The sequence below is a fragment of the Thermogutta terrifontis genome, assembly GCF_002277955.1.
Taxonomy (GTDB): Bacteria; Planctomycetota; Planctomycetia; order Pirellulales; family Thermoguttaceae; genus Thermogutta; species Thermogutta terrifontis.
Map to the genome: position 1 here is coordinate 4,436,184 of NZ_CP018477.1, position 11,769 is coordinate 4,447,952.

Genomic DNA, 11,769 nt, shown 5'->3' on the forward strand with positions numbered 1-11,769 from the left:
CGGCCTGCACCGGCAAGCAGGACTCTAACTGGGCCACTCTTCCAAACTCAGTCCTTCCACCATTCCTTAAGTAAGCGGGCGTATATTTCGTTATCGGGATCAAGACGCTCCGCTTCCTGAAGGGCCGCTTTCGCTGTCGTATCGTCCCCACTCTTTTTGGCACACATCGCAACCAGGGCAAAGTTCTCCGCGTTGGGCGCCAGCGTCGCTGCCCTCAACGCGCATACCAGCCCTGCAAATGACTCCTCCGCAGTGGGATCCTGCAAAGACAAACCAGCAAGGAAGGCGTATCCTGCCGGCTCCCGCGGGCGAATGGTAATCAGCCTTGTTCCCACCCGCTTCGCAAGCTGCGTCTCCCCCCATTGACGTGCTAACTCCGCCACCGCCATGAGAGTTGCAGGTTCGTCTCTAAATTGCTCGGCTATTGCTTCAAGCAGACGCAACGCTTCTTTGGCCGAACCGCACTGGTATTGTAACCATGCCTGGAGAACCATCGGCTCGCCATCCTGCGAGCATAGTCGTGAAGCGTTGGCCAGCAGTGCCTGGGCGTTATCGAACTGTCCGTAAGCGGCAAAGATACGTGCTGCCCCTATGTAGGCCCGACCTAGTGCCTGCCGCGCTGCTTCAATTGGTGAATCCTCTTTCAACTGCTTGCGGTGGGTTTCTTCCTCAAGCTTTTTGAGCTCCAGGAATTTTTTCCGCGCCTCAGCCGCCTCTTCCCGTCGCCCCTGCCGTTCCAGTGAAACCGCCAGGACCTGATAAACATTACTGACTTCCGTCGTTACCCGAACAACTTGCTGGGCGTGAAATATGGCGCTTCCATCTTCGCGTAACTGACTGAGGACCTGGGCCAAAAGGGCGCGGGCGGCCACAGCCTCGGGATGCTTCTGCAAGCATTTTTCAAGGACATGCCGTGCCTCTTCCAGTTGACCATCCTGCATGAGAACTTCAGCAAGAAGGGTGGGGTAAACAGCCGAGTTGGGATCGACCTTGCAGGCTTGTCGGTAGTATTCAGCGGCAAGTTTGAAATCACCTGCCTCGGTCGCCAAAAAACCGAGTCTGTGATAGCCCTCCACAAACTTCGGATCGATGGCCAGGCAACGTTTCCAGCACGCTTTGGCATCGCTGGCCCGACCAAATCTGGAATGAATCTGTCCGGCCAAGTTCCAAGTTTGCGGATCATCGGGAAATGCGTGCGTAATTTGCTGCAACAGGGTTCGAGCCTGTTCCCAGACTTGTTTAAACTCTGGGTCAGCCTTGCTACTTGGATGAGCCAACTGCGTGAGCGGATCAGTGAACAGACGGGCTACAAACGACCTGGCAATCACAATGACCACCAGAAACCCCAGAATGGCAAGAAGAATATGAATGCGCGCTACCCGCCGCACGAAATTGCCGAACATGGTGGACAAACGCCTGCATGCCGACTCGAGAATTTGACACGGGATCAAAAATAAACAGACACGGGTGCGAGGCCATCAGCAATACCCCGCACCCGTTCATCGTTATTCCCTGAGACCTGAAAGCGCACCGTTCCTACGCTGGTACGCGTCATTGGTCTCCGGTGGCCTGGCCATCATCCCGACCACCAAGGTACTGGTACGTCCGCACATTGATCGTGCTAGAAATGAAGCGGACACTTCCATCACCCATGGCATGATTTACGCCACCCGGATGCCTGCTGCGTGCCGGGAAGAATCCGTTACTATCCATCCAGCCACAACCACTGCATTCCTGGCAGGTTGGATACTGCCAATTGGGAGGCGCCACAGTGTTGAAGACGCTTTGCGTGGGCATCGGGGCGATCCAATCGCGCCCGGAATGGCTATGATGATTGGTGATGCCGCCTTGGCATTGCACACCATAGTTCTGTACATCAGCCTCTGTGGGGAATAGGCGAGTCGACCCACTGTAAGTTTGTGCCCTGACCACATCGCCAGGGTTGTAAATGGAATTATTGTTATCTCCGATGAGTCCTTCACCCGCCATAATAGTGTTGCTGGCGCCATCTCGGAGATCAGCAAAAGTAGTTTCCATGTCCCGCTGCACAAAGCCATTTTGTTGAATCGACCCCCAATCGACATGGCTGCCAAAGCTAAACAGGTAATTGCAGTTGCCCGTTTCTGCGCTGCCCCGGAAAGCCGAATCAGACGGGCAACGATATGTGGAAATGACCGTTCTTCGGGCCGCAGTCAACTGGGCATTTCCGTTGTACCACTCGAGCCCCTGCATCATGCCCACTGTTTGAATGGTGTCAAAAAGTGCCCGCTGCTCAATGTAGGGAAGCAATCGCACATGAATGCTGTAGCCTTTCCAGTGCGAATGGAGATTGGGCGCGTTAGCCGGATCAATAGGGCGGTAGCAGAAGCGGGGAAATACCTTGTACACATCGTGATAGTTGTGCATCGCCAGCGCCACCTGCTTCAAATTATTCGTGCACTGGCTTCGGCGGGCGGCTTCCCGGGCAGCCTGCACAGCCGGTAACAGCAACGCGATCAAAATCCCGATGATGGCGATAACCACCAAAAGCTCGACGAGGGTAAAACCCCTACGACTCGACCCACCAGCGCGATTGCGCATAAACAGACTCTGCACGCACATGGTCCATACTCCTAACTGAAACCTACAGGACTAGAAAAACCTACTCTCCAACTCCAGCTTCCCGTTTTGGATTGCAGCCAACGAGATTACGACAATGGGATTATAACTCGCGTTTACATCTATTTCAACAAACTGGTCAAACGAAAGCTTCGCGAAAATCCTGGCAGACAAAACAGCGCCGCGCCGCCATTTGGACTGCGTACCTGGGACTGCCCCGGCCTCCGGGGGTGGTTTAGAATACATTTTGATGGCACGGATTGCCCCTGGCCGGGTGCAATCCGGGCCGTTCTTTCCAGGTATGGCCATTCGTCTTGCGCGTTTCGTGCAATCTCATATTCAAAAACAAGGCCGGACGGTTCCCGTGCAAAGGCTAATGCTCAAATCGAAAATCCACCGGGCAACACTAACCGAGGTGAACCTCGAGTATGAGGGGAGCATCACCATCGATCGTCGGCTCATGGAGGCCGCCGATCTGCTGCCCGGGGAACAGGTCCACGTGCTCAATATTAATAATGGCGAACGGCTGATCACATATGTCATCGAGGGGCCCCCGGACTCCGGTGTGGTCGCCCTCAATGGAGCCGCCGCCCGACTGGGGGCCAAAGGCGATCCGGTCATCATCCTCTCCTACTGGGTTGTGGACGATGGGACCTCCCGGGGGATCACTCCCCGGATCGTTCATGTGGATCAGCAAAATCGAATCATCCCCGAGAATCCACAGCAGTGAATGCGCGATAGGCTCTCATGACCGCTTTCCCAGAGAATGATGTGTACCGCATGGATTGCATCGAAGGCATGCAGCGCATTCCCTCGGGCACGGTAGACCTCGTCTTTGCAGATCCACCGTTTAACATCGGCTACCAGTACGATATCTACCGCGACGAACTCGATGACGAAGAATATCTGAACTGGTGCGAGCGCTGGACGCGGGAGGTGGCCCGCATTCTCAAACCCGATGGCACGTTCTGGCTGGCAATCGGGGATGAATACGTGGCCGAGCTCAAAGTGATGATTCAGCGAACGCATCGCCTGGTGTTGCGGAACTGGGTGGTGTGGTATTACACGTTCGGGGTCCATTGCCAGAACAAATTCACCCGTTCTCATACGCACCTTCTCTACTGGGTGAAAGACCCCAAGCGATTTACGTTCAATGCCGAGGAGATTCGGGTACCGTCGGCCCGGCAACTGGTGTATGCAGACAAGCGGGCGCATCCCAAGGGGCGAATCCCCGACGATACATGGATCCTTCGGCCGCAGGACCTTCCGGAGGGCTTTCAGCCGAATGAGGACACCTGGTATTTTCCCCGCGTGTGTGGGACCTTCCGGGAGCGGCAGGGGTTTCACGGCTGCCAGATGCCCGAGCAGCTTCTGGGACGTATTATTCGGGCCTGCAGCCGGCCCGGTGAATTGGTGGTAGATCCCTTTGCAGGTAGTGGGACGACGCTGGCGGTGGCGAAAAAGCTGGGGCGACGGTTTCTGGGATTCGAGATCTCGCCCCAGTACACCGAAAAGATTCGGGAACGGTTGGCGAGAATCCAGGAGGGCGATCCGCTGGAAGGCTCCTCGGATCCGTTGTCGGGTGGCAGCACCTCCGACAATTCACGGCGGCCGCCGCGACGTGCCCAAGTGCCCGAGTCTTACCGGCTTCTTTTCGAGTGACTCGTTCAGTTTAGGTGTGTAACCAGGTCATGCACCTCAGGCCGCAGCCGTGCGGGAATTGTTTCCTGCTCGCGTGGCCACGTCATAGAGGATCGGGATCACAATCTGCGTGAGGACTCCGGATACCAGGATACCACCGACGGTGGCAACCCCCACGCCGACACGAGGCTCCGCTCCAATACCCCGTCCCAGCGCCAGCGGCAGCATGCCGAGAACGGCAGCCAGCGTGATCATCACGATCGGTCGAAAACGATCGCAAGCCGCCTGGATCATCGCCTGATGACGGGGAACCCCCTGAGCCAGGAGGATATTGAACTGGTCAACAATCAGAATGGCATTATTGACCACAATCCCTGTCATCATGACGATGCCCATCACCGCGAAGATATCGAGGCTTTGCCCTGTCAGTCCCAGGGCCCAGAATGTTCCGATCAGCGCCAGCGGCACGGTGACCAAAACGAGGAAGGTGCGTTTGAATGATTCGATAATCGCCGCCAGCGAGAGGAACACCAGGACGACCGAAATAATGAACGCCTCGAAGAGCCCACCCAATCCTTCCTGCATCGTTTCGTAGATTCCACCGAAGTTGTACCGGTAACCCGGCGGCATCTGGACCTGACGGTCAACCTCCTGACTGATAAGCTGGGCGGCCTTGCCCAGTGGCAGATCAGGCGCCAGTTGGGCCGTTACTTTTGCGATCCGCTGCTTGTCCTTGCGGACGATTTGGATGGGAACCCGACGCTCTTCGACAGTCCCGAGTGTGGCCAGAATCACAGCATGCCCTTCCGCTCCGGGAAACAGAAAACCGGCCACCTGGTCCTTGCCTTCCTCTTCCTTGAACTTCACGACGATGTCATAATTCCGGGCGGTCTGGCGGGACTTGAACGTTCCGGCCTTAATGCCTTCCAGATTACCGCGGAGGGTCAATCCCAATCCAACGGCGGGCGATTGAATGTCGGCCAGGATGGGCCGTCGTGGCCGGATGCGGATTTCCGGCTTGGGATCCCGCACGGACGTATCAGGAGACAGCACGCCGGGGATTTCCCTGGCCACCCGAAGACTGGCCAGGGCCAGTTGGTCCAGCTCCCGCAGGTCCTGGCCGGAGATTTCCATTTCCACGGGCGTGCTCTGCCCACCAATGAGCGATGCCTGACTGACCACAATACGGGCATCTGGAAAATTCTGCAGGCGGTGATTGACGATATCCATCAATTCGTAAATCGTTTGTTTCCGCTCCGTCCGCTGCGAAAACACCAGCAACATCTGGCCAAGATAAACGCCCTCGCTGGACTGTCCCAACACCGCTTCCGCCTTGCCAATGGTCGTAAGAATATGTTTCAGCTCGGGAACGTCTTTCAAGCGATCCTCGGCTTCCTGAATTTTGGCAGTTGTGGCTGCCAAATCGTAATAAGTCGGGAACTCCAGGCGGACATAGACTTCTCCGCGGTCGGTTTCGGTGAAGAAGCCCGTCCCCAGTTTCCCGGCCACCCAGAAAGAGTGCACCAGCATACCGACGACGGCCAGCAGAACCAGCGCCCCGACGACGGGATAATGCTCGGTGAACCTGAGAAGCTGGCGATAAACGGCAACATTGGCCGCCAGGAAGCGGTCGAACGCCTCGGCAAGACGACGTAGCAGGGAGCGGCGCTGCCCGGTGCGGGGCTTAAGTATGAGGGAACACAACATGGGTGTCAGCGTGAAGGAAATGAAAAGCGACACCAAGGTGAGAATGAACATTGTCATCGCCAGAGGAGCGATGAAAAGCCCCACCCGGGTCTTCATCACGGCCAGCGGGAAAAGCACCACCACGTTGGTGACGGCGCTGGCCAGGACCGCAATGAAAACCTCGTTGGCGCCAAGGCGGGCAGCCTCCTTGGGGTCGCCCAACTCGTCCAGCCGTTTAATGATCGCTTCCAGAACCACGATCGAGTTAGTGACCAGAATCCCCACCGAAAGCCCGATCGCGATGAGGGTGGAGGTATTCAGCGTGTAACCGATCGCCTGCATGAAGAACAGGCCGATGATGATCGTCAGCGGCATTGTGATCGAAACGATCAAGAGCGACCGAATCTCATACAGGAAGAAAAAGAGAATAGCGGCTGTGAGGACAATTCCAATAGCGACGTTTTTCCACGCGTCGGCGTTCATGGCCTCGATGAATGTGGCATCGTCCGACACCCAGATGAGTTTCATGCCGGCGGGCAGTTCCCGGTTGAGCCGGTCGATCGCTTTTTTCACGGCATTGGCAACGGCCACCGGATTAGCGTCGGCCTTTTTCACGACCTTAATGGCGATACAGGGTTTATTGTCCAGAGTGGCCCGCTGACGCACCTCCTCAGTCGCCAGAATGGCCCGACCCACGTCCCGCAGATAGCAGCGGCGGCCTTCCTGATTGGCGATTTCCAGACCATTGAGACCGGCGATCGTCTCATAATCCGCGTCGAACTTCACGGAGTACTCGGTGCCGCCCTCGCGAATTCGACCAGCCGGGATCGTTTTGACGCCTGACTGCACGGCTTTGACAACGTCCATCGTCGTCAACCCCCGCGCAGCCAGTTTGTCGCGGTCGAGTTCCAGATGCACTTCCCGCTTGGCACCACCGATGAGCTGAACGTCCGCCACACCCTGAATCACCGTGAGTCGGTCGCGGAGTTCGTTGTCTGCGTAGTCGTACAGCTCGTCGATCGGCACATCACCAATGAGCGCCATCGTGGCCACGGGCTTGGCGTTGATGTCGAACTTCTGAATGATCGGGTCTTCGACATCCTCAGGCAGTTCGGAGCGGATGAGGTCGATTTTTTCGCGGACGTCCGTGGCCGCGATATCCACATCCACACCCATTTCGAATTCCAGGAGCGTCTGGCATACGTTCTCCATGCAGACGGATGAAACGTGTTTCAGACCTTCGATCGAGGACACAGCATCCTCGATTCGTTTGGCCACGTCGATTTCCAGCTCTTCGGGAGAGGCACCTGGATAGACCGTCACCACTGTGATGTACGGGATGTCAATTTTGGGCATCAGCTCCAGGCCCATCTTGCGGAAGGCGTTGAGCCCGAGGAGCGTCAGCCCAATGATCAAACAGCTTGTGGCGACGGGTCGGCGAACGGCAAAATCGGCAATCGTCATGGGCCTGCCTCCTTGACAACGCGGACCGGTGTTCCGTCATCCACGAGCGACTGGCCGGTGGTGATGACGGGCACAACGGCCGACAATCCCGAGCGGATCTCACGCCAGCCTTCCGTTTCCCACCCCAATTCGACGGGCACCGCCTTGGCCTTTCCTTCCGCCACTACGAAGACAACGTTCCGGCCCCCCCGCTGCTGAACGGCCGGGGCGGGAACACCCAATCCCTGCCGGGAAGCCAGCACAAGAGTCACTTCTGCCAGGCAGCCGGGCACAACTTCCGGCGGGGGTGATTGGAGGAGCGCCTTCACCTGGAAAGTCCGCAGGCGAGGCTCGATAACAGGGCTTTTGAAGCTGACAGGCAATTCGCCCAGGTCACGCCCTGCCGCCCGGACACGCATCTTCGTTTGTCCAACCACCACCTGGTCGTAATATTCGGAGGGGACGAAGATGCTCACCTCCACGAGCGAAAGATCATCGATACGGAGAACAGGCTCTCCGGCCCCCGCCATTTCGCCCGGCTCTTTCATCCGTCTCGACACCCGGCCCGACACCGGGGCAATCACGAGTGAATCGGCAAGGTCCTTCTCGGCAATTTTCAGGTTGAGTCGGGCCTGTTCAAGCTGAGCCTTGGCCAACTCGATGAGCGTCCGCACATGACGGACATCGGCTTCCAACTGCCGCACCTGCGCTGCCTGGTGCTCCACCATCTGACGGGAAACGGCGCTTTGCTGCGACAGGTCTCTGTACCGGGCCAGATCGGCCTCGGCCACTTCCTTCGCTACCAGCGTTTTTTCCAAAAGGGCCTCTTTCTCCCGCACCGAGCATTCCGCCACCGTCACCTGTTCCTGGGCAATGGCCACTGCCTGCGTCAGTTTCACGGAATCGGTCTGGAAGAGTTTCGTCTTCCCCGCTTCCACCAGGTCACCCTCATCCACGAAGATGGCGTCCAGCGTGCCCGGTATCCGGGCGGAAACGAGTGCATAACGCTTGGACAGGATATTTCCCGCCACCTGGACCCGCTGTTCAAACACCATGGTGCGCGCGGGTTGGACAATCACCGGCACGGCATTCTGAGCCTCCGAGGCAGCCTGGCGTGTCTCGGAAGACCCGGGCGTTTGGCCGTCCTTTTCCTCACCGAACATCCAGCCCGAAAGGACAGCAATCACCACCCCCACCGCGACGACCAGGGCCGCTATCCCCAAACTGATTACGTTTTGCCATATCTTCTGACGAGTCATACCTCATCCTCCTGGATGCCCTCTCTTAAGCGACGCTTCCACTCCCTCCTCCAAATGACGTTTTTTTCATTCGCAAGGGACACCTCATCCTCTGTCCAAAGGGCGTCTCGCGGTGATCCGCTCCCTTGTCCACAGCGGACAGCCGCCGACGCGAATGCTCCTCAACCCACCGGGGCTACCTGATTGCCACCGACACCTTTGCTAGGGGCACCAATTCCGTGCACAAAAACGTCCAAGAGTCGTTGAACACTGTCATCAATGGGACGCGTCTCGCCCGTTTCGAGCTGACGCTCGATCACGAATTGCAGGGCCCCAATGATCATTTCCGCCACAACCACAGGGTCGAGCGATCGAAAAACGCCCTCTTCCATGCCCTGCTGAAGGATCGCCCGAAAGCGATCGATCGCCAGGCCGTGCTTGGCCCTTTGCGACGTGAAACAGAGTTCCCGCACGGCTGGATCGCGGAACAAAAAGTCGAACAGAGACCTGTGCTGGGAAAAATACTCCAGCCACATGCGGACCATGGCTTCAAGCTTCTCCAGAGCGGGAGAGGCTTTCTGGACGATCTCTTCCCCCGCCCGAATGGCCGGTTCGATGATTTGCTCGAAAACGTGGGTCACGAGCTCCTGTTTGTTGCGGAAATAGTGGTAAATGCTCCCCTTGGCGACGCCCGCCACCTCGGCCACGCGGTCCATGGTCAGCCCTTCATAGCCGTGCTGCTTGAGGACCTCGAGCGCCGCCTGGCTGATACCGTCTTTCATGACCGAGGCGGCGAGTTCGCGACACTTTTCAGTCAAGCTTGGCGTCATACCCCCCCTAATTGGTGAATCGTCTCTACAGCGTCGATCGGCCAGCACAATTTCCGGTGCAACTTCACATTTCAGGTCTTCAGTCCGCCAGGATTGCCGGCCGGGATGGCATCCCGTGCAGTCACCTCTTCGCTGGTTCACCGGAAATGACAGTCCTTCGCTTAGACCAATACGCCAGAACCTCAACCAGAGTTCGCTTTTCTAAACCAATCGTAGAGAACTTTGACCAATCAGTCAACGTCGCAACTTGTCAGTTTTTTCCTAACCGCGCTTCGTGATTTTTCCGAAGTTATCGAAAGCAGCGCGGAGAACGAAGACTCCGGCCTTGATAACGATTCGGGCTGTAATGAGGAAACTCCGCAGGAAATGTTGACTGCGCGGCTTTTTTAGCTAGCTTGCCAGGGGGATTTCTATGGGGAACACACAACCCGGAGAATTACAAAGGCACCGAACCTGGAGTCCCGCCAACTCGGCGAGGAGACCACGGTCAGGGATTGTCGCCCTCGCTTCCCTAACCACCCTCTTGTTGATTGCGGCAGGTGGCTGCTCCACCAGTTTGAGGGATTGGTGGCATAAAGGGTTCAAGGTCGGGCCCGACTATTGCCCTCCCTCCGCTGAGGTCGGCGAAGCGTGGATCGACAGCAACGATCCGGCGGTAAAGACATCCGGGAACATCGATTACGCGCATTGGTGGACGGTCTTCAATGACCCCGTGCTCAATGAACTCGTTTACACAGCCTATCAGGAAAACCTGCCGCTGAAGATCGCCGCGTGGCGGATCATGGAGGCGAGATACCAACTGGGGGTGGCACGCGGCTATCTCCTCCCACAAGAGCAACAAGCGATCGGCTCTTTCATGCGAAATCAGATGAGCGGGGAAGCGTTCCCCATGTCCAAGTTTTCCCAGATCCCCGGCTTCAAGATGTCTTACGACGATTGGCTGGGCGGTCTGACGGCTTCCTGGGAACTGGATTTCTGGGGACGGTACCGACGGATGATCGAGGCGGCCGAGGCCAACGTCCAGGCGCAGGAGGAAGATTACAACGCGGCCCTCGTCTTGCTGCAAGCGGAGGTGGCTTCCACGTACATCCAACTCCGTGAACTGGATGAGCGTCTCGATCTTGCGCGCAAGAACGTCGCTCTTCAGCGGGACACGCTGGCCATCGCCAAGGCTCGATTCGAGCAGGGCATCGTCAGCCAGCTTGACGTGCACCAGGCCCAGGCGATCCTCTCCAACACCGAGTCAATGATTCCCATGCTGGAGTCGATGCGGCGTGTGGCGGAAAACCGCCTGTGCACACTTTTGGGGCAACCTCCGCAGGACCTCGACCCGGTGCTGGGTCCGCCGGGCAAGATTCCCACTGTTCCCCCCGAGGTCGTCGTGGGAATTCCCGCCGACCTGCTCCGCCGCCGGCCCGATGTGCGGCGTGCCGAACGACTTGCGGCGGCCCAGTGCGCCAAGATCGGTGTAGCGGAGGCCGAGTTCTATCCCCACATTGCCATCACTGGTCAACTGGCCTGGCAGGCGGAAAACTTCAGCGACCTGTTCGGGTCCAGCGCCTTTACGGGGATGATTGGACCGGGCTTCCGCTGGAACATTCTCAATTATGGCCGGATTCGCAACAACGTGTTGATGGAGGATGCCCGATTCCGGCAGGCAATTCTCGGTTATCAGGAAACCGTGCTGCGTGCGGCGGAAGAAGCAGAAGATATGATCACCGCATTCTTGATGGAGCAGCGACGGCTGCGGGCACTGGAGCAGGCTACCCAGGCCACTGCTCAGGCCTCTCAACTGGCCGTCGCGCAGTATCAACAGGGCCTCATCGACTTCCAACGGGTGATCGACTCGCAGCGGGCGCTGGTCCAGCAGCAGGACGCTCTGGCGGAGTCGAGAGGGAAAGTGGCGCTCAACCTCATTGGCGTGTACAAGGCATTGGGCGGCGGCTGGGAGATGCGGCGAAATCCCACGGCCGGGGTCATTCTGACGCAGTTGCAAACGAAGCAAGGTTCTCAGAGCGGCCAGGCGGTGACTCCCGCGCCCACTCCCGCCGAGGTCCCGCAGTCGGCACCACCGGCTTCTCCATTCAAACGAGAACCGGAAAACTCGCAACCACAGGCCCCAGCGGCGCCAGCCCAACCGTCAGCAGAGGGGCAGGGGCAACAGGTACCACCAGCCCCCATGCCCGAGGCGCCGCCGGCCCAGAAGTTACCGCAGGCCCCGGGCAATTTACCGCCGCCGCCAGTTCCCTCCGAATCATCCGCGGAACAAAAACTTTCACTCCCAGTGTTGCCGGTTCAGGGGGAAGTAGGGGAGATAGGGATTTCCGGTTAAC

8 protein-coding genes are annotated in these 11,769 nt (G+C 57.9%); 3 read left to right on the forward strand and 5 right to left on the reverse strand.

The genetic code is table 11. The annotated features are described in order from the left end of the window. Positions 1-47: 47 nt before the first annotated feature. Together THTE_RS16440 and THTE_RS16445 are read right to left on the reverse strand one after the other, a co-directional pair. Entirely contained in the window at positions 48-1,403 is a 1,356-nt protein-coding gene (locus THTE_RS16440; RefSeq protein ID WP_095416460.1) for a tetratricopeptide repeat protein, read from the reverse strand. 148 nt (positions 1,404-1,551) lie between these two features. Next, a complete protein-coding gene (locus THTE_RS16445) occupies positions 1,552-2,601 on the reverse strand; it encodes a DUF1559 domain-containing protein (RefSeq protein ID WP_168175881.1) in 1,050 nt (349 codons plus the stop codon). A 247-nt stretch (positions 2,602-2,848) separates the two neighbouring features. Between THTE_RS16445 and panD the strand changes: the two genes are divergently transcribed. Together panD and THTE_RS16460 are read left to right on the forward strand one after the other, a co-directional pair. After that, positions 2,849-3,328 (forward strand): aspartate 1-decarboxylase, encoded by a 480-nt coding sequence (gene panD / locus THTE_RS16455; protein WP_237260162.1) that lies wholly within the window; start codon positions 2,849-2,851, stop codon positions 3,326-3,328. A gap of 17 nt (positions 3,329-3,345) precedes the next feature. Next, complete coding sequence (locus THTE_RS16460; protein WP_095416462.1) at positions 3,346-4,260, forward strand: DNA-methyltransferase; 915 nt, start codon at positions 3,346-3,348, stop codon at positions 4,258-4,260. 36 nt (positions 4,261-4,296) lie between these two features. Here THTE_RS16460 and THTE_RS16465 read toward each other — a convergent pair whose 3' ends face one another. From THTE_RS16465 to THTE_RS16475, 3 genes are all read right to left on the reverse strand, one after another. Beyond that, positions 4,297-7,389 carry an efflux RND transporter permease subunit gene (locus THTE_RS16465; RefSeq protein ID WP_095416463.1) on the reverse strand — a complete coding sequence of 1,031 codons (3,093 nt, stop codon included), beginning with the start codon at positions 7,387-7,389 and terminating at the stop codon, positions 4,297-4,299. After that, on the reverse strand, positions 7,386-8,627 hold the full coding sequence (locus THTE_RS16470; RefSeq protein WP_095416464.1) for an efflux RND transporter periplasmic adaptor subunit: 1,242 nt from the start codon (positions 8,625-8,627) through the stop codon (positions 7,386-7,388). Before THTE_RS16470 ends, THTE_RS16465 begins: the two co-directional genes overlap by 4 nt. Positions 8,628-8,788: 161 nt before the next feature. Further along, entirely contained in the window at positions 8,789-9,436 is a 648-nt protein-coding gene (locus THTE_RS16475) for a TetR/AcrR family transcriptional regulator (RefSeq protein ID WP_095416465.1), read from the reverse strand. 412 nt (positions 9,437-9,848) lie between these two features. On the opposite strand from THTE_RS16475, the gene THTE_RS16480 reads away from it, so the two are divergent. Next, the gene (locus THTE_RS16480) at positions 9,849-11,768 is read left to right on the forward strand and encodes an efflux transporter outer membrane subunit (protein ID WP_095416466.1); all 1,920 of its coding nucleotides are present in this window, start codon (positions 9,849-9,851) and stop codon (positions 11,766-11,768) included. The last annotated feature ends 1 nt before the right edge of the window (position 11,769 follow it).